The organism is Pseudomonas sp. FG43 (assembly GCF_057809175.1).
Map to the genome: position 1 here is coordinate 122,474 of NZ_JBMDJL010000012.1, position 19,321 is coordinate 141,794.

The window sequence follows — 19,321 nt, forward strand, 5'->3', positions numbered from 1 at the left end:
TTGACGCGGTATTAAAAAGCTCACCCCCCAAATTAATAATTCTTCATAAAGGCAGGGAGGTATTGAAAAACGAACGGTTCTTTGATTTGTCGCACAATCAAGTCGGCAACGTGAACGACTTGATTGCGAACAGGCTTGCAAGAGGATTACTTCTCGATGACTTCGCCACGCATCGGTGCCAGCCTGGCGATCAGGCGGTTTTGCACCGGCACCGGGATTTTCTCGGCATCCATGGACTTGATGAGGTTTTCTACCAACGCATTGAAATCGCTGCGGGTCAGGTTCTGGCCCTTGTGCGACTCGGCCATGCTGTCACCTTTGTATTCGCAGGGCCCTCCGGCTTCGACACAGAGCTTTTCCACCAGCCTGTCGCGCAACAGGACGATATTGACCCTCTTGAAGCGCTCGACAATACGGTCATCCTGGGCGACGTTCATCAACATGCCCTCGACAATGCGCTGGATACCGGCACGCTGTCCGAGGTCCTGGTAAAGGCGGTCATCCTTGGGCGGCTGCTGGGCGCAACCAGCCAGCAAGGCAATCATCAGGCACATCAACAGACGTCTCATCAGAAACTCCCCTGAATAGACAGATAAGTGCCGTTCTGGTTATCCAGTGTGGCGATTTCGCCCAGCCGCGCGTAGGCCAGGACAATGGACAAATGCTTGTTGGGGAAATAGCCGACAAACACATCTGCCCAATCATTCTCTCCGGCAAACGACAGGTTGTCCGGCTTCTCGCGGTACTCAACCCCCATGGCCCAGCGTGGGTTGAACAGCACGGCAACCGAGCCTTCCTTGAGGACGCTGCGGCTGTCGCGGCGGTCGCCACCAAAACCCAGCAAGCCGGTTTCGTTGGCGCGGCTATAACGCACACCGCCGTTGACTACAACGTTGTAACCAAAGGCCGCGCCCATGAACAGGCGGCTGGCGGTCAGATACCCTTCGACGTCCGAATCACGCTTTGAGCCTATGAGGCTCGGGATCAGAAAATCGTTCTGGTGCTTGTACTGCACACCCAGGGAAACCTGCGGCAGGGAGTCGTAAATCAAGTCACCGAACAGCCGGACCTTGATGCCGAAGACGTCCTGGGTCAGGTTGTCTTCGGGCAGGCTCAACTTGTGCTGCAAGGTGCCCAGATCGAAACGCTGATGGGCATAGGACAGCTCGACACGGTTACCGTAAGCCACTGCCATACCCGCCACATCCAGTGTGTAGTCAGGCAAGTCGATATGGGTAGCAAAGGCACTGGCGCCCCACTCGCCCTGTTCGCCATAACCGGTAATCACCGCCCATGGCGTTATCCCCCCGCCCGCAGCACCTTCTATGCTGCTGGCACCGCCCGTGGCGATCAGACGACCGTTATCGGCCATGGAAAGGGACGAGAAAGCCCCCAGTACACAACCCAACAACAACGAAATTCTGTAGGTCATAGCTCAATTAACCATCAGGCTGGGGGGAGTCAGAGACGTGGCAATCCATGCCTCGAACGCGGGGGCGGTCAAAGGGCGACTGATGAGGTAACCCTGAGCCGTATCGCAGTGCCAACGCTCAAGCAAATCCAGGCTGTGCTGATACTCGACACCTTCAGCGACCACCTTGAGCCCCAGGTTGTGGCTCATCTCGATGGTGGAACGCACGATCACTGCGTCCTCGCTGGTTTCATCCAGATTGCGGACAAAGGACTGGTCGATTTTCAACTCCTGTACCGGTAATCGTTTGAGGTGTGCCAACGAAGAGTAGCCGGTGCCGAAGTCATCCACCGAAAGGCTGATGCCACAATCGCGCAGACGATGGAGAACAATCAGGGCTTTTTCCGGCTCACTCATCACGGCGCTTTCCGTGATCTCGAAAATCAGTTGCTCGGCAGGCACTCCATGGTGTTTGAGCAGCGTGATGACATGCCCGACCAGATCGCTACCGAGCAGGTCGTCAGCTGAAATATTGACCGACAACTGGATGAACAGACCGCGCTTGTTCCACTCGGCCAACTGGCGCATGGCTTCTTCGATCACCCAGTTGGTCAGTAACTGGATACTGCCGGTGCGCTCGGCCAACACGATGAACTCGGCTGGCGAAACATTGCCGAATTGCGGGTGGCTCCAGCGCAACAAGGCTTCGGCCTGACGCACATGGCCTTTGCGGATATCCAGCTTGGGCTGGTAATGCAACATCAGCTCGCCATTCTGCGCAGCCTTGCGCAGGTCACGAATCAGGCTGATCTGGCGTTGGTGAGCAAGGTCGCGACCATCTTCGTAGATTTGCATACGGCCCGGCAGATTCACCGCGTCTTTACGCGCAATCGCCGCACGACTGAGCAACTCCTTGGGGGCGTCGCCGTTTTCCGGGTAAGTCGTGATACCGATACAGCACTCAAGCGAGATCTCCTGGCTATCGACACGATGCGGCTCGCTGAGTATGCGTTGCAGGGTGTCGCCCATGGCCACAGCGCCATCGCTGGTGGTGTGGTCCAGCAACAACAGGAATTCATTGGCCGTCAGTCGAGCCACGGTATCGCCAGAACCCAGTGCGTCCTGCAACTGCTGGCCTATCTGGCGCAGTAACTGGTCAACGCCATCGGCACCACAGCTTTCGTTGATCGACGCCATGTTCTCTATGCCGAGATACATCAATGCCACCGGGCGCTCTGCCGCAATCGCACTGCCCAGACGCTCGATGACCAGCGCCCGGTTGGGCAGCCCGGTTACCGCATCGTGCAACGCATTGTGTGACAATTGCCCTTCGCGCGTTGCGATACCACGCTGCATCGCGTTGATCGCGCCAGCGAGCATGCCCAACTCGTCGCTGCGCTTCATGGCTACCGGGGTTTCATAATCCCCGTCCTCGATACGCTTGGCCGCCAGAGCCAGTTCCCGAACCGGAGTGGACACACTGCGAGCCAGCGCCAGCGTACCGATCAAAGAAGCAAAGAGCGCAGCCAGGGATATCCAGAAAATCTTTTCATCCAGTGGTGCAAAAGCCTGCAAGGCCTTGTCCAGCGGGCTTTGCAGCAAGGCAATCACTTGCCCGTCGCTCGCCTGCCCCGTATTGGCCAGCATCAGTGCCTGGCTGAGAAAGTTCTGATTCAACTGCTCGGTGACGCGCATCTGACCTTCGGAGGAGTTACGCATCAGCTCGACCAGGCCAGGATGCAAGGCATCAGGCTGGGTACTGATCAATTCGCCCGGCTGGCCGTTTTCAACGGTCAGAAAGGAAACTTCCAGGCCACTGAGCGAGCGCAGTTCCTGGGCAATATCGCTATCGATGGCAAATCCCATCACCACACGCCCAAGGGGCAAGGGCGCCAGAACCGTACTTTCAACCAACAGATGCGGTATACCGCCGCCGGGAATGATCAGGACCGACTGCTTGTTGCGCTTGGCATTGCGCAACGCCTGGTCATAGACGAACTTGGAGCCTTCCGGCACCTCAGCCTCGGTACTGGCGACAACCGTACCGTCCATGCCCAGCAAAAACATGTCACTGGCGTTGATTCTTCCACCGTGGTTCAGCAACACCGAACGGATAGTCGCCGAGTCTTCGCTGGCTACCGCATCGCGGAATCCAAAATCGGCAGACAGCAATTGAACCGTGTCGCGCAAGCGCTTGCCGCGCAGCTCGATCAAACGTTCAAAAACCCGGCTACCCACTTCCAGTTGAGCCTGAGCCTGGGTACGGACCGCATCGCCAGTCGCAATCTTGACGGCAAAAAGCACCGCGCTGATCACGATAAGCAGCAAAGCAATCAATACACAGGCAATGCGCGCCTGAAAGCTGTTACGAAGACTCATCAATGAGCAGCCTTGTGGAAAGCCTCGCCAAACGCCCCTGGCGCGGGCTTGGCAGGTTTATCTTCAGCCTTGATCTCGACATCGAGGTTAAAACGCTGGGCAAGGCCCGACGCTGGAATATCTAACTCACCTCCCGGCACCGGCTGCATGTCTTCGGCCTGCGGATGCCAGAGCGTTGCCACGTAATGCCCGGCAGGCAGTTGGTCGAGCTTGAGGGTGCCATTGCTGTCGGTCACGCCGAACCATGGCTCGTCGGTGACATAGATGTAACCGACCATCCAGTCATGGATATTGCAGCCAAGCACCACGACACCCGCCTTGTCGAAGAGCAGGGGTTCTGAAGGCGTACCTTCATAAAGGCGTAGCTCGAAGCGCTTTGCAGGCGAGAAGGAATAGACCTGATGGCGAATGTTGTCACTGTTGGGGAATTTGACTTGCGCGCCGGTATGCACCGCCAGCACGCGAGGCGAAAACTCCTGGTCGCGCTGATCCATTTCAGCCTTGCCGCCACTGGCAGCCGCTCCGGCTGGCCCCTTGAGCGTCAAGACAGCATCGGCAAGCGGTTTGCCGTGCTTGTCAAATACCTGAGCCGTCAAGGCAGCAGCCGATGCATTTGCAGCGGACCACACCAATAACCCAGCCAGGACAACAGAAGAAAATACTCTGGTCATACTCGATTCAATCCAAAACGGCAGTACTGAGAACAAGAACGCCAGCCTTGGCATGGTTTTGCATGCAGATGAACTGTCGACCCCATTAAGAGTACGCGACACCAGGCATAAAGCCATCACGCAATCAGGGCCTGAAAACATAAGGCATTGCCTTGTTTTTTACAGGCTGATCACCTCCTACTTACGCTATCGACCGTCCCCATTGAAACCTGAGGCGACTTGCCCCATCTAAGCATCATGTTCAATTTCGCAGGTGCCCTATGAGTGACCAGCAGAAAGACTCGCAAGATTTGCCTGATGACGCCGCCGAACACACGATCCACCTGAATTCCGACAACACGTCCCTTGCTCTTCCCGGCCAGAATCTTCCGGACAAGGTCTACATCATCCCGATCCACAATCGCCCTTTCTTTCCGGCGCAGGTCCTGCCTGTGATCGTCAATGAAGAGCCCTGGGCCGAAACCCTCGAACTGGTCAGCAAATCCGAGCATCACTCGCTTGCACTGTTTTTCATGGACACCCCTCAGGAAGATCCTCGCCACTTCAATACCAAGGCACTTCCCGAATATGGCACTTTGGTCAAGGTTCACCATGCCAGCCGCGAAAATGGTCGATTGCAGTTCGTAGCGCAGGGTTTGAGCCGCGTACGTATCCGCACCTGGCTCAAGCACCACCGTCCGCCTTATCTGGTGGAAGTCGAATACCCGCAGCAACCCAATGAGCCGACCGACGAGGTCAAGGCCTACGGCATGGCCCTGATCAACGCGATCAAGGAACTGCTGCCGCTCAACCCGCTTTACAGCGAAGAGCTGAAGAACTACCTCAACCGCTTCAGCCCTAACGATCCCTCGCCCCTGACCGACTTTGCCGCTGCGCTGACCTCCGCCACCGGCGTCGAACTCCAGCAAGTGCTCGATTGCGTCCCCATGCTCAAGCGCATGGAAAAGGTCCTGCCGATGCTGCGCAAGGAAGTCGAAGTCGCGCGCCTGCAGAAAGAGATCTCCGCCGAGGTCAATCGCAAGATCGGCGAACATCAGCGCCAGTTCTTCCTCAAGGAACAGCTCAAGGTCATCCAGCAGGAACTGGGCTTGAGCAAGGACGACCGCAGCGCCGATATCGAACAGTTCGAGCAACGCCTGGAAGGCAAGACCCTGCCCGCCCAGGCCCGCAAGAAAATCGACGAAGAGATCGGCAAGCTCAAGGTCCTGGAAACCGGCTCGCCCGAATACGCAGTGACCCGCAACTATCTGGACTGGGCAAGCTCTCTGCCCTGGGGTGTCTACGGCGAAGACAAGCTGGACCTCAAGCACGCGCGCAAGGTGCTCGATCAGCACCATGCAGGGCTGGACGATATCAAGGCCCGTATTCTCGAATTCCTAGCCGTGGGAGCCTACAAAGGTGAGATCAGTGGCTCGATTGTCTTGCTGGTCGGCCCGCCCGGCGTGGGCAAGACCAGTGTCGGGCGTTCGATTGCCGAATCCCTCGGGCGCCCTTTCTATCGCCTGAGCGTGGGCGGCATGCGCGACGAAGCGGAAATCAAGGGCCACCGTCGTACCTACATCGGCGCCCAACCGGGCAAACTGGTGCAGGCGCTCAAGGATGTGGAGGTGATGAACCCGGTCATCATGCTCGATGAAATCGACAAGATGGGTCAGAGCTATCAGGGTGATCCGGCTTCTGCCCTTCTGGAAACCCTGGACCCGGAACAGAACGTGGAATTCCTCGACCACTATCTGGACCTGCGTCTGGACCTGTCCAAGGTGCTGTTCGTCTGCACCGCCAACACACTGGATTCGATTCCCGGCCCACTGCTGGACCGGATGGAAGTGATACGCCTGTCCGGCTATATCACCGAAGAAAAGCTCGCCATCGCCAAGCGTCACCTGTGGCCCAAGCAACTGGACAAGGCCGGTGTCGCCAAGACAAAACTGTCGATCAGCGACAGCGCACTGCGCGCCGTGATCGAGGGCTATGCACGCGAAGCTGGCGTACGACAGCTGGAAAAACAGTTGGGCAAGCTGGTGCGCAAGGCGGTGGTCAAACTGCTGGATAAGCCTGACTCGGTGATCAAGATCGGCAACAAGGATCTGGAGGCTTCTCTGGGCATGCCAGTGTTCCGCAGCGAACAGGTCCTGTCCGGCACCGGTGTCATCACGGGCCTTGCCTGGACCAGCATGGGCGGCGCCACCCTGCCGATCGAGGCGACACGCATCCACACCCTGAACCGGGGTTTCAAACTGACCGGGCAACTGGGTGACGTGATGAAAGAGTCCGCCGAAATAGCCTACAGCTACGTCAGCTCCAACCTGAAAAGCTTCGGTGGCGATACAACGTTCTTCGACGAAGCCTTCGTGCATCTGCACGTCCCGGAAGGCGCAACGCCCAAGGACGGCCCGAGTGCCGGCGTGACCATGGCCAGTGCCTTGCTGTCTCTGGCACGCAACCAGCCGCCGAAAAAAGGCGTGGCCATGACCGGCGAACTGACCTTGACCGGACATGTTCTGCCAATTGGCGGGGTGCGTGAAAAGGTCATTGCGGCACGGCGACAGAAGATAAACGAACTGATTCTTCCGGAACCCAATCGCGGAAACTTCGAGGAGCTTCCCGATTACTTGAAGGAGGGACTGACCGTACACTTCGCCAAACGCTTTGCGGATGTGGCAAAAGTACTGTTCTGATACTTTCGCGAATGGGCGGCGTTCCGCCCATTCGCGAAGTTCCACAAGCGCTACTGGTTAGCGCGTTGTTCCAGGTGCATCCAGTCGACAATTTCACCTTCAGGCATATAACCGACGACCAGCTCACTCAGCATTTGCCGAACACGTGGGTAGTCATCTGTGGAAATAGCCTCCAGCAGCGACACCAGTTTGTCTTTGAGGATGTCCCACGGCAGGAAATCTTCCTGGGCACTCATGATCATCGGGTGACGGGTAGGAACCACGTTATCGCCGATCAGAAGCTCCTCATAAAGCTTCTCCCCGGGACGCAAGCCGGTGAACTCAATGGCGATATCGCCATGGGGATTTCGCTCGGAGCGCATGCTCAACCCTGACAGATTGATCATGCGTTCGGCCAGCTCGACGATCTTGACCGGTGCGCCCATATCAAGCACGAAGACGTCACCACCCTGCCCCATGGAGCCCGCCTGAATCACCAGTTGAGCCGCTTCGGGGATGGTCATGAAGTAGCGGGTGATATTGGGATGAGTCACCGTCAATGGCCCGCCGCTCTTGATCTGCTTGTGAAAAAGCGGGATCACGGAGCCCGAAGAGCCCAGCACATTACCGAAGCGCACCATCGTGAATCGGGTCTTGTTGACGTGGGAAACATTATTGCTGCCGCTGAACAATACCGGCGCAACTTCACGACTCAGCGCCTGGAGGATCATTTCGGCAAGGCGCTTGGTACTGCCCATGACATTCGTGGGCCGAACCGCCTTGTCAGTGGAGATCAGCACGAAATTGGCAACGCCAACCTGCAAGGCAGCCTGTGCCGTGTGCAAGGTCCCCATCACATTGTTCAAGACACCTTCGGCGCTGTTGTGCTCGACGATCGGCACATGCTTATAGGCTGCGGCGTGATAAACCGTGTCGACGTTCCAGGTCCCCATCACATCGACCATCTTGTCGAAGTGGCGGACCGAGCCCAGAATCGGCAGCAATTCAACATCCAGCGAACCCTGCTGAACCTGCTTCTCCAGTTCACCGAAAATGCTGTAGAGGTTGAACTCGCTGTGCTCGAACAGCAGCAGCCGGGAAGGTTTCAGAAACAGGATCTGACGACATAGCTCAGATCCTATCGAGCCGCCTGCTCCAGTGACCATTACCACCTTGCCGGTAATGCAGCGCTCCAGCAGATCATCCTGTGCAGACACCGAATCGCGACCGAGCAAGTCAGCAATGCCGACTTCCTGGATGTCATCGACCTTGACCCTGCCGCTGGCCAGATCCATGAAACCCGGGACGCTGCGCACATGGATCGGATAGCCTTCGAGGTACTCGAGGATCTCGCGACGACGGGCACGGGTCGCTGACGGGATCGCCAAAAGAATCTCTTCTGCTCCCGTGGCATCGATCATTTGCTGGATATGCCTGGGCTTGTAGACAACCAGCCCGGCGATGGTGCGCTTGGTCACGCTGCTATCGTCGTCGATGAATGCCACCGGGCGCATCATGCGGCCCAGGCGCAAGGCCGCAACCAGTTGATTACCCGCAGCACCAGCGCCATAGATTGCGACCTTGGGCAATCCATTGTCGCGTGACGTAAAGGGCACATGCTGGGATGCCATGAACCAGTCACCCAGAAAGTACTGGCGCATGATCAGACGCAAGCCACCGATCATGACCAGACTCAGCCACCAGTAGTTGAAAACCACTGAGCGAGGGACAACTACTTCATGGTCGCCATACCAATACACCACCACCGACACCAATAAAGCAGAAAGGCTGACGGCCTTGCCTATGGCAATCAGCGCATCGTTGCCGAAAAAGCGCATGACGGCACGGTACATGCCAAAGCGGATAAAGATGGGGATCGTCAGTACAGGTGCGGCCGAGAACAGCCATAAGTGCTCGAAGATGGATACGGAAGCTGCATCGAACCCCAGTCGCACGACGAACGCGAGCAACAAAGCGACCCAGATCAGCACAATATCGGCGCCAACCTGCACTATTCGCTTGTTCTTGCGCGAAAGACCCAGCATTCGCGAGCGTAATTTCATCATCATCCTTCTACCTCCACCTCACTCCATGTCGCTTCGTACCGACTTCACGTCGCATGGCGTCGTTGAAAACCATTTATATCGCAATCAGCCTGCAAGGCGCTTCGCGCCCTGAACTTGAATGCCACTACCCGTTGAAAGAACCACCCTTGCGTTATTTGCCCGGGTTTTCCTGATAGTGGCGCGCGACCATCGACAAGGCCTTATCCACGCTAACCGGAGGAGTCCAGTCCAATAGCGAGCGTGTCTTCTGGATATCGACCTGCAAGGACCCGCAAAGACGCTGTGACAGCGAACGCTTGCCCAGAAGCCTCGCAGCCAGCACGAGCAAGGCAGACGGTATCGGCAACAGGCGCGCCGACTTGCCAAGCCCACTCGCCATACGTTTGAGCAACAGGGTAGTCGACAGATCTTCGCCATCGCTGACCAGAAACGTCTGGTTGGCAGCGGCTGGATGCGTCATGCAGGTCACGATCAGATCGACCAGATTATCCAGAGCAACCAGACTGCGCCGATTGTCGATTGCCCCGAAAGGCAGTGGAACGCCTTTGTCCAGCCAGCGCATCATCGACAGGAAGTTGGCTTTCACTCCCGGCCCATAGACCAGAACCGGCCGGATAATCACCACCTCCAGCCCCGTCTCCTCGGCCAAGGCACGCAGACCTTGCTCGGCTTCCATCTTGGAGATCCCGTAAGGGTCAATCGGAGCCGCAATATCGTCAGCACGGTAAGGCTGGCCGGGCAAGGTGCCTTCGCCGTTGACCTTGATGGAACTGATGAAGATAAAACGTCGCACTCCCGCCGCTGCCGCCTGACGAGCCAGATTCAATGTGCCTTCGACGTTGACCTTGCGAAACGCAGCCAGCGGATCGGCCTCAGTGTCGGTCATGACATGCACGCGGGCCGCCGCATGAATCACCACTTGCACATTCTGGAGACTATCCTGCCACTGCGTCTGTCCATCAAGGCCGGCAATCTGAGCAAGCGTGACCGTGGGATCGATTTGCGCCGAGGAACCGCGCACAGCGGCAGTCACTTTATCGCCCCGTTTGAGCAGACTGGCGAGCAGCGCTTTACCGACAAAACCGGTTGCACCTGTCAGTAAAACAGAAGAGGGGTTCATGGCTGGCTCACTTTGCGAAGGGTAGCTTGACGAAAGAGGGTTTCCAAACGCATCAGAAGATTGCCCTTGGCATAGTGCTGCTCGTAATAGTTGCGCCCGGCACGGCCCATACTGTCGCGCTGGGCCGGGGCAGTATTGGCAAGTGAACGGGTAATGGCTGCCAGGCCCTCAGCGTCACCGGAGTCACAGGCAAAACCGGCACCGGACTCACTGATCACACGCGCCGCCTCACCATTGATCATCCCCAATACAGGCCTCCCGGAAGCAAGATATGCCTGAACCTTACCCGGAATGGTCTTTTCGAATACGTCATTGGTTTTCAGCGATACCAGCAAGGCATCGGCCTGGGCAAACAGCCCCGGCATCGCCTCCAATGGATGACGACCGAGAAGATGCACGTTATCCAGTTGCCTGGCAGCGATCTGTTCGGCAATCCATTCACTCATGCGGCCATCGCCGACAATAACCCAGCGTACGGCATGGCTGACGCGCAACGACTCGGCAGCATCCAGTACAGCCGGGAAATCCTGAGCCTCGCCCAGATTGCCAGCAAACACGACCGTAAATACATTCGGGTCCTGCGGGATCAAATCACATAATGGCGGTGCCGAAGATGAAAAATCGTCCTCAGCCCAGCTCGGGAAGTAAACCAGACGCTCATCGGTAATCGGTCGGGTGCAATAACGCCGAACGTTGTCAATGAACCCGTGGGATTGCAGCAGCAGATAGTCTGTACGGTTATAAATCCACGAAACGACCTTGCCTACCAGCCCCAGCAGTAAAGGCTGCTTCACCACACCGACGGCACGCAAGGTTTCAGGCCATAGATCCAGCACCCATACAAACACTGGAGCACGCTTCAGACGCCCGATCACCAGTGCCGGAATGGCAGCCATGATTGGCGAAACGGCATACACGAAGATCGTATCGAACTTGTGTTTGCGCAACTTGAAAGCCCCCAGGATCGAGGCGCTGATAAAGAACGACAGGTAGTTCAGCGCAAGACTGAGGCTGCGCTTGCCCCTGGGGACAAGCGGAACCCTTACCACCTCGGCACCGCAGTAGGGACTAAACTCTTCAGGCTTCTCGCGGTAACTTTCAAATACTTTCCCTTCAGGATAGTTAGGCAACCCCGTCAAGACGGTTACCTCATGCCCCTTCGCCGAAAGATCGCGGACCAGATCATTGATCCGCATGTTCTCAGGCCAGAAATACTGAGTCACTACGAGAACTTTTAACGCTTTTTCAGCCATTTCCACTACTCGGATCAGTACCGCTTCCAGACCACTCGATTCACATAGTCGGTATAGCTATGCAGGATACGTACGACCTTGTCCGAAACGTTGGGCATGCTGTAGTCGCTCACCAGACGCAAGCTGCGCACATCACCACGAGACTGGCTGTCCAGGATGCTCAAGCCTTGCAGCACACGCTCGGTTTCCAGACCGACCATCATGGCTGCGGCCTCTTCCATGCCCTCAGGACGCTCATGAGCTTCGCGCAGGTTCAATGCCGGGAAGTTCAGGATGGAAGCTTCCTCGTTGATCGTTCCGCTGTCGGACAGTACGGCCCTGGATTCAACTTGAAGCTTGTTGTAATCCTTGAAGCCCAAAGGCTTGAGCAACCGAACGTTGGCATGGAAGGTCACCCCCATCGCATCGACACGCTTCTGGGTACGAGGGTGGGTGGAGACGATCACTGGCAGGCCGAACTGCTCGGCCACGGTATTGAGCACATCCACCAGCTTGAGGAAGTTCTTGTCCGAGTCGACGTTCTCTTCGCGGTGCGCACTGACCACAAAGAATTTGCCAGGCTCAAGCCCCAGACGGGTAAGAACGTCCGAGTTGTCGATGCCTTCGCGGTAGTGCCCCAGCACCTCGAACATCGGGCTGCCGGTCTTGATAACGCGGTCTGCCGGCAGACCTTCGCGCAACAGGTAATCGCGGGCGATGGTGCTGTAGGTCAGATTGATGTCGGCCGTATGGTCGACGATGCGCCGGTTGATCTCTTCCGGCACGCGCATGTCGAAGCAACGGTTGCCCGCTTCCATATGGAAAGTCGGGATCTTGCGGCGCTTGGCTGGCAATACAGCCATGCAGCTATTGGTATCGCCCAGCACCAGCAGAGCCTCTGGCTCGATTTCAGCCAGCACGCGGTCGACAGCGATGATCACGTTACCGATGGTTTCTGCACCACTGGCACCGGCAGCATTCAGGAAGTGGTCTGGCTTGCGAATGCCCAGGTCCTGAAAGAAGATCTCGTTCAGCTCGTAATCGTAGTTCTGGCCAGTGTGGACCAGGATGTGATCGCAATGCTCATCCAGCGCAGCCATGACCCGCGACAGACGAATGATCTCTGGCCGTGTGCCTACGACAGTTACAATTTTCAGCTTTTTCATTTCAATATCCTGTCAACAGCGGCTCAGGCTTCGGTACCGACGGGGCGCGCATAAGTGTCTGGGTGTTCACGGTCGAATATTTCATTGGCCCAGAGCATGACGATCATCTCGTCCTCACCCACGTTGGTGATGTCATGGGTCCAGCCGGGTACGGTTTCAACGATCTGCGGTTGTTCACCCATGGTGAACAGCTCGTAGAACTCGCCGGAAACGATATGGCGGAAGCGGAAACAGGCCTTGCCCTTGATGACCAGAAATTTTTCGGTCTTGGAGTGGTGGTAATGACCCCCACGGGTAATGCCAGGATGCGCGGTAAAGTAGGAAAACTGCCCGGAGTCCCGCGTCTTGAGCATCTCCACGAACACGCCACGCGGATCACCGTGTCTGGGCACTTCATAGGTGAAGCGCTCAGGGGGCAGGTAGCTCAGGTAAGTCGAGTACAAGGCCCGGACCAGACCTGTGCCGACCGGCTCGGTGATCATTGACTGGCGGCTGTCGCGAAATACATACAGCTGTTCGGCCAGATCACCCACGGTAATCGAATACTGTGGCTCGACACTGACGAAAGGCGTACCCGCCAGCTTACCGTCCATGACGGCCAGGAAATGCCTGATCACATCATCGATGTAGACCAGGTTGATACGGGCCTGCGGATCGTTGATGCTGATCGGCAAGCCTCGGGAAACGTTGTGGCAGAACGTTGCAACGGCCGAGTTGTAGTTCGCACGCGCCCATTTGCCGAAAACGTTCGGAAGGCGAAACAGGTGAACCGGCACACCATGGCTGGCATTCAGTGCCACGAGCGCGTCTTCGGCACCCCGCTTGCTGCTGCCATAAGCATTGTCCAGTTCGGCCTGACTAGACGAGGTGTACAGAATCGGCACCTGACGGCCACTGCTCACAATGGCCTCACACAAGGCGCGAGTCAGATCGGTATTGCCCGTCTGGAACTCTTGCGGGTCTTGTGGACGGTTGACGCCCGCCAGGTGAAAAATGAAATCTGCCTCGGCAACCAGCCCCGCAAGACTGTCCAGGGACTCGTCACGGGTAAAACGCAGTACCTGCACATCGGCCCGTTCCCCAAGGTGGGAAACAAGATTCTGGCCAACGAAACCGTTGGCACCCGTAATCAGAACCTTCATGTTCATTCCTCCGGCGTAGCGTGCTCGCCACGCTGGATTGCGCGCATGAAGTCCAGTTTGAGCAACAGGCGTTGCATGCCTTCGATATCCAGGCGCTCGGTGTTGTGCGAGTTATAGTCTTCGGTGCGCGAGATCTTGGTTTCACCCTGCTCCACGAACTTCGCGTAGTTCAGGTCGCGCAGGTCCGGCGGAATGCGGAAGTATTCGCCCTTGTCTTCGGCGCAGGCCATTTCTTCACGGCTCAACAGCGCTTCATACAACTTCTCGCCATGGCGCGTGCCAATCACCTGAATCGGATGATCAGGCTTGCCCACCAGCGCAGTCAGAGCCTTGGCCAGCACTTCGACAGTCGCGGCCGGGGCCTTCTGAACGAACAGATCGCCGTTGTTACCATGCTCGAACGCATAAAGAACCAGGTCGACGGCATCGCCCAGAGTCATCATGAAGCGCGTCATGTTGGGATCAGTAAGCGTCAGTTCTTTACCAGCACGAATCTGCTCGATAAAGAGTGGAATCACGGACCCGCGCGATGCCATCACGTTGCCGTAGCGAGTGCCGCAGATGACGGTCTTGCTATCGTCGACATTACGCGACTTGGCGACCATGACCTTTTCCATCATCGCCTTGGAAATGCCCATGGCGTTGATTGGATAGACGGCCTTGTCAGTGCTGAGGCAGACAACGCGACGAACTTCGTTCTGGATTGCGGCTTCCAGCAGGTTCTCGGTACCGATGACATTCGTCTTGACCGCTTCCATCGGGTGGAACTCGCAGGACGGAACCTGTTTCAGGGCAGCAGCATGAAAAATGTAATCGACGCCACGAGTGGCATTGAGCACGCTCTGGTAGTCACGCACATCACCGATGTAAAACTTCAGCTTGCTATTGGCATAGCGCTTGCGCATGTCATCCTGTTTCTTCTCGTCCCGGCTGAAAATACGGATTTCCGCAATATCACTGTCGAGAAAACGCTTGAGCACAGCGTTGCCAAAAGAACCTGTACCGCCAGAGATGAGAAGTTTTTTTCCGCTAAACATAATAATTCCTGAAAATGAGGCAGGCAGTCCTGGGATTAACGAGACCTCAAGGCCGAAAAACCAATTTGTCTTACTGCTGAGCGTCGCGATAACTGATCTATACAGCTCGATCAACGCCCTTGAAAACAAAAAAGCTGCCCGCAGCAACGCCTGCTACGTCCACGCTGCGACCATCCTGTGCATATTGTCCAACGAACCGTCGCCGAGTGTCGTGAGCAAAATCCAATGCTCACAACCGCTCGCAACTGACTGGCTATTGCTTGCCGGGCAGTCGCTGTTTGTGGTCGATTAAACCGCAAATAGCCTGCCATACAAAAAACCTTGGCGATTGTGCCACTTCCCTATCGAAATGCCACCTCATTCTAGGCCCTGCGCTGCACACAAGACCTTTCTTTTGCCAAACGAACATTCAAGGCATACCGCCATCATCCTGTATCGACTGAAAAAGAGGAGCCAGTGACATCAAGATCCTCGACCAGCAACAATGGAAGAGCGCGAAACAATTTACGTTCTCGCCTGCGCGCAATCCATTCATAACTCCATGAGTTTATCGGGAGCTTAAATACTTCATGAAGATCAGACACAAAACCCATAATACGCCACTAATGCTGTATGACTTTTCTGAAATTCACAAAACTCCCCTACCTTGTCGGGTGTAACGTCAGTCAGCAGGGCTGCACAGTTCTTCATCGTGCTCGCGCATCAATGCGTTATGCTCCAGCATCGTCACGCAAAATCGGACCTTGTCATGACCCATGCCCGCCTTCTCGCGCCCTTGAGCCTTGCCCTGCTGACCGCCTGCGCACAAACACCGAAAAACATCGTTTCAGTGGAGGACCAGAGCGACTGCCCGCTGACACTCAAAAGCGGACAAACCCTGATCCTCACCTTGCCCAGCAACCCCACCACCGGCTTTCGCTGGCAGATCCAGAACCCGGCACAGAACGTCCTGCGAAGCCTGGGGCCTGAGGTCTATAAAAACGCGCAAAGCACGGAAATGGTTGGCAGTGGCGGACAATCGGTATGGCGCTACAAGGCGGCCGATGCAGGCAGCGGACAACTGCTGATGATCTACCAGCAACCCTGGACACCTGAAGCGCCTCCCGAGCAGACCTTCGAGTGTGCGATCACGGTGAATTGAAGCGTTTTACACGCTCTGTCAGAGAACACGCTCTGACTGATGCATCCCGGCGACAACTTGCCTAGAATGCCCGCCTTTCAAAGCCTTCGCCGGAACAGCCGTGAGCAAAGAACCCGACCGCATTTTCGCCCAGCCTTTGGCTCAGGTGCCTGACTTCGCCTTCAACGAGGATGTCGTTCGGGTCTTTCCTGACATGATCAAGCGCTCGGTGCCCGGCTACCCGACGATTGTCGAGAATCTCGGCGTGCTCGCGGCACAATTCGCCAGACCCGATACGGTTCTGTATGACCTGGGCAGTTCGCTGGGGGCCGTGACTCAAGCCCTGCGCCGCCATGTGCGCAGCGAGGGTTGCAAGGTCATCGCGGTGGATAACTCGGCAGCAATGGTCGAGCGCTGCCGTGAATACCTCAATGCACAGAACTCGATGTTTCAGGAGTTGCTGCCGGTCGAGGTCATAGAAGGCGATATTCTGGGATTGCAGTTCCAGCCTGCCTCGGTGGTGGCTTTGAACTTCACCCTGCAATTCATCGCTCCCGAACAGCGGCTGACGCTGCTGACCAGCATTCGTCAGGCGCTGGTGCCTGGCGGTGCCTTGATCCTCTCGGAAAAGCTGCGCTTCAACGATGAGCAGGAGCATGCACTGCTGACCGACCTGCATATCGCCTTCAAACGCGCCAACGGCTACAGCGATCTGGAAATAGCCCAGAAGCGCAGCGCCATCGAAAACGTCATGAAACCCGACAGCCTGGAAGAACACCGCCAACGCCTGCTGGCCGCCGGCTTTTCCAAGGTCATCCCCTGGTTCCAATGCCTTAACTTTGCCTCGTTGATTGCCCTGCCATGATTGATCTCGCTCCACTCGTTCGCCGCCTGACAGGCACACCTCTGGCTGAATGGGCCAACGGCCTGCAAGCACAACTCGACGCCAAGATGGCCAAGGGGCACGGCGACCTGCAACGCTGGCAAAGCGCACTGGATGCCCTGCCCAGACTCACGCCGGAGCGCGTTGAGCTGGCCGACAGCTTTACTCTGGAGGTCGAGTGCGACGACGAGACCCGCACTCAAGTGCGCAAGGCCTTGATGGGGCTTTCACCCTGGCGAAAGGGTCCGTTCGATGTGTTCGGAGTGCATGTCGATACCGAATGGCGCTCGGACTGGAAGTGGTCACGAGTCTCGCCACATCTGGATCTCAAGGGTAAACGCATACTGGATGTAGGCTGCGGCAACGGCTATTACCAGTGGCGCATGCTCGGTGCTGGAGCCGAGAGCGTGATTGGTGTCGACCCCAACTGGCTGTTCTTCTGTCAGTTCCAGGCGATGCAGCGCTATCTGCCGGACCTGCCGGCCTGGCATTTGCCCTTTGCTCTGGAAGACTTGCCGGCCAACCTCGAAGGCTTCGATACCGTGTTCTCAATGGGCGTGCTGTATCACCGCAAATCGCCTGTCGACCACTTGCTGGCCTTGAAGGACTGTCTGGTCAAAGGCGGCGAGCTGGTCATGGAAACACTGGTGGTGCCGGGTGATGCACAACAAGTGCTGGTCCCGGAAGATCGCTACGCTCAAATGCGCAACGTATGGTTCCTGCCATCGGTCCCGGCGCTGGAGTTATGGCTGCGTCGCGCCGGATTCACCGATGTGCGCTGCGTCGATGTCAGCACCACGACCGTTCAGGAACAACGCAGCACCGAATGGATGCGCTACCAGTCGCTGGGCGATTTCCTTGATCCGCAAGATCACAGCCGCACCGTTGAAGGCCTGCCCGCACCGATGCGTGCTGTGATTGTCGGGCGCAAGCCCTGAGGCTGATTACCTGGCTGCCGCCACAATCAATGCCTTCATTTCGGCCACAGCAGCCTTGAAGCCCACGAACAAGGCATGTGCAACCAGCGCATGCCCGATGTTCAGCTCATTGATCCCTTTGATCGCCGCCACCGCTTCGACGTTGTGATAATGCAGGCCATGGCCGGCATTGACGATCAGGCCCTGAGCCACACCGAAAGCTACGCCATCGGCAATACGCTTGAGTTCTTCTGCGACCTCATCCGGCGTCTGTGCATCGGCATAACGGCCGGTATGCAGTTCGATGGCAGGAGCGCCGACACGCCTGGAAGCAGCGATCTGTTGCTCGTCGGCATCGATGAACAGCGAAACTTCGCAACCGATCTTCGCCAGTCGCTCGACCGCAGCCTTGATCCGGGTTTCCTGCCCGGCGACATCCAGGCCGCCTTCGGTGGTCAGCTCCTGGCGGGTTTCCGGCACCAGACATACGTGAGCTGGACGAATGCGCTCGGCGAAGGCGAGCATTTCTTCGGTTACGCCCATCTCGAAATTCATGCGTGTCTGCAGAACATCCTTGAGCAGCAACACATCGCGCTCCTGAATATGCCGACGATCTTCACGCAAATGCACAGTGATGCCATCGGCGCCCGCCTCTTCGGCATCCAGCGCGGCTTTCACCGGGTCCGGGTAACGTGTACCGCGAGCCTGACGCAAGGTGGCAACGTGGTCGATATTCACGCCAAGAAGGATGCGAGTGCTTTGGGTCACGGGTGTCTCCTGAAGTTTGATCGAAGCAGGCCGCAGAGCATAAAGCCTGCTCACGGCTTGCGAAACAGTTCACGGCTCACTAATGGACGACCGCCCAGATGCACAGCCAATGCCTGACGCATCAAGCGCTTGGCTGCGGACAACGCTCCCGGAGCGCTCCAGTCAGCTTCGGCCATGGCCAGTAGTTCAACACCCTGAAACAGTCCGGGCTGCAACAGATAAACCCGCTCAAGCCCGGCATCCACTTGCAGGCGATACAAACCGTCAGCAGCAAGGGGGTCGCCATTGATATCCATGTCCAGCGCAAAGCCATAGCCCAGATCGTCCAGCAGTCGCCACTCGAATGATCGCAGCAGCGGCTCCAGGGGACGGCCTTGCGCCAATGCCGTCAGGGTCGCGGCATAGTGATCGAAAACGGCGGGGTGAGGATCTTCGGAAGGCAGCAGGCGAATCAGCAGTTCGTTGAGGTACATGCCGCTGAACAAGGCTTCACCGGACAACCAGATGGCAACACCGGCACCTTCCATGCGCCCGACATTCTTGAGTTCACCACGCCCGCGAAACTCTGCTTCCAGAGGAACAAAGGGCCGCGCCAGAGTGCCTGCCTTGCCACGCGCATTACGCAACACGGCGCGCAAGCGGCCTTGCGGTGTGAGGAAGTCGACCAGGGCGCTGTTTTCGCGATATGCCCGGCTGTGGAGCACATAAGCAGGTTGGCCGGTTGGCGTGCTCATCGGGCTGGCTCGAAAGAA

General features: G+C 57.1%; 16 protein-coding genes. 4 read left to right on the top strand and 12 right to left on the bottom strand.

From position 1 onward, the window contains the following. Positions 1-146: 146 nt before the first annotated feature. The 4 genes from ACODS3_RS15860 to ACODS3_RS15875 are packed head-to-tail and all read right to left on the bottom strand — an operon-like array spanning position 147 to position 4,461. Positions 147-569: a group I truncated hemoglobin gene (locus ACODS3_RS15860; RefSeq protein ID WP_201000160.1), complete on the bottom strand. Its 423-nt coding sequence runs from the start codon at positions 567-569 to the stop codon at positions 147-149. After that, positions 569-1,432 carry a DUF3034 family protein gene (locus ACODS3_RS15865; protein ID WP_201000161.1) on the bottom strand — a complete coding sequence of 288 codons (864 nt, stop codon included), beginning with the start codon at positions 1,430-1,432 and terminating at the stop codon, positions 569-571. Before ACODS3_RS15865 ends, ACODS3_RS15860 begins: the two co-directional genes overlap by 1 nt. A 3-nt stretch (positions 1,433-1,435) precedes the next feature. Beyond that, the gene (locus tag ACODS3_RS15870; RefSeq protein WP_201017393.1) at positions 1,436-3,790 is read right to left on the bottom strand and encodes a bifunctional diguanylate cyclase/phosphodiesterase; all 2,355 of its coding nucleotides are present in this window, start codon (positions 3,788-3,790) and stop codon (positions 1,436-1,438) included. After that, positions 3,790-4,461 (bottom strand): methylamine utilization protein, encoded by a 672-nt coding sequence (locus tag ACODS3_RS15875; protein ID WP_489035176.1) that lies wholly within the window; start codon positions 4,459-4,461, stop codon positions 3,790-3,792. Before ACODS3_RS15875 ends, ACODS3_RS15870 begins: the two co-directional genes overlap by 1 nt. A gap of 260 nt (positions 4,462-4,721) precedes the next feature. On the opposite strand from ACODS3_RS15875, the gene lon reads away from it, so the two are divergent. After that, positions 4,722-7,139, top strand: coding sequence for an endopeptidase La (gene lon, locus ACODS3_RS15880; RefSeq protein WP_201017395.1), 2,418 nt, complete (start codon positions 4,722-4,724; stop codon positions 7,137-7,139). 50 nt (positions 7,140-7,189) lie between these two features. On the opposite strand, the gene ACODS3_RS15885 is transcribed toward lon, so the two are convergent. The 6 genes from ACODS3_RS15885 to ACODS3_RS15910 form a co-directional block, all read right to left on the bottom strand. Further along, positions 7,190-9,184, bottom strand: coding sequence for a polysaccharide biosynthesis protein (locus ACODS3_RS15885; protein WP_201017529.1), 1,995 nt, complete (start codon positions 9,182-9,184; stop codon positions 7,190-7,192). 151 nt (positions 9,185-9,335) lie between these two features. Then, positions 9,336-10,304, bottom strand: a complete 969-nt coding sequence (locus tag ACODS3_RS15890) for a UDP-glucose 4-epimerase family protein (RefSeq protein WP_201017396.1) — start codon at positions 10,302-10,304, stop codon at positions 9,336-9,338. Next, positions 10,301-11,557, bottom strand: a complete 1,257-nt coding sequence (locus ACODS3_RS15895) for a glycosyltransferase family 4 protein (RefSeq protein WP_201017397.1) — start codon at positions 11,555-11,557, stop codon at positions 10,301-10,303. The genes ACODS3_RS15890 and ACODS3_RS15895 overlap by 4 nt, the downstream gene beginning before the upstream one ends. Positions 11,558-11,571: 14 nt before the next feature. After that, a complete protein-coding gene (gene wecB / locus ACODS3_RS15900; RefSeq protein WP_201000167.1) occupies positions 11,572-12,702 on the bottom strand; it encodes a non-hydrolyzing UDP-N-acetylglucosamine 2-epimerase in 1,131 nt (376 codons plus the stop codon). 23 nt (positions 12,703-12,725) lie between these two features. Continuing rightward, positions 12,726-13,844, bottom strand: a complete 1,119-nt coding sequence (wbjC, locus tag ACODS3_RS15905; protein WP_489035179.1) for a UDP-2-acetamido-2,6-beta-L-arabino-hexul-4-ose reductase — start codon at positions 13,842-13,844, stop codon at positions 12,726-12,728. 2 nt (positions 13,845-13,846) lie between these two features. Continuing rightward, a complete protein-coding gene (locus tag ACODS3_RS15910) occupies positions 13,847-14,881 on the bottom strand; it encodes a polysaccharide biosynthesis protein (protein WP_201000169.1) in 1,035 nt (344 codons plus the stop codon). Positions 14,882-15,629: 748 nt separating this feature from the next. Here ACODS3_RS15910 and ACODS3_RS15915 point away from each other — a divergent pair. The 3 genes from ACODS3_RS15915 (at position 15,630) to cmoB (ending at position 17,822) form a co-directional block, all read left to right on the top strand. Further along, on the top strand, positions 15,630-16,022 hold the full coding sequence (locus tag ACODS3_RS15915; RefSeq protein WP_489035181.1) for a protease inhibitor I42 family protein: 393 nt from the start codon (positions 15,630-15,632) through the stop codon (positions 16,020-16,022). 100 nt (positions 16,023-16,122) lie between these two features. Next, on the top strand, positions 16,123-16,866 hold the full coding sequence (cmoA, locus tag ACODS3_RS15920) for a carboxy-S-adenosyl-L-methionine synthase CmoA (protein WP_489035183.1): 744 nt from the start codon (positions 16,123-16,125) through the stop codon (positions 16,864-16,866). Continuing rightward, entirely contained in the window at positions 16,863-17,822 is a 960-nt protein-coding gene (gene cmoB / locus ACODS3_RS15925; protein WP_201017401.1) for a tRNA 5-methoxyuridine(34)/uridine 5-oxyacetic acid(34) synthase CmoB, read from the top strand. The genes cmoA and cmoB overlap by 4 nt, the downstream gene beginning before the upstream one ends. A 6-nt stretch (positions 17,823-17,828) precedes the next feature. Here the strand turns inward: cmoB and pdxJ are convergent, their stop codons facing one another. Both pdxJ and recO read right to left on the bottom strand, forming a co-directional pair. Further along, positions 17,829-18,569 (bottom strand): pyridoxine 5'-phosphate synthase, encoded by a 741-nt coding sequence (gene pdxJ, locus ACODS3_RS15930; protein ID WP_201017402.1) that lies wholly within the window; start codon positions 18,567-18,569, stop codon positions 17,829-17,831. 50 nt (positions 18,570-18,619) lie between these two features. Beyond that, the gene (recO, locus tag ACODS3_RS15935) at positions 18,620-19,303 is read right to left on the bottom strand and encodes a DNA repair protein RecO (RefSeq protein ID WP_201000174.1); all 684 of its coding nucleotides are present in this window, start codon (positions 19,301-19,303) and stop codon (positions 18,620-18,622) included. Positions 19,304-19,321: the final 18 nt, after the last annotated feature.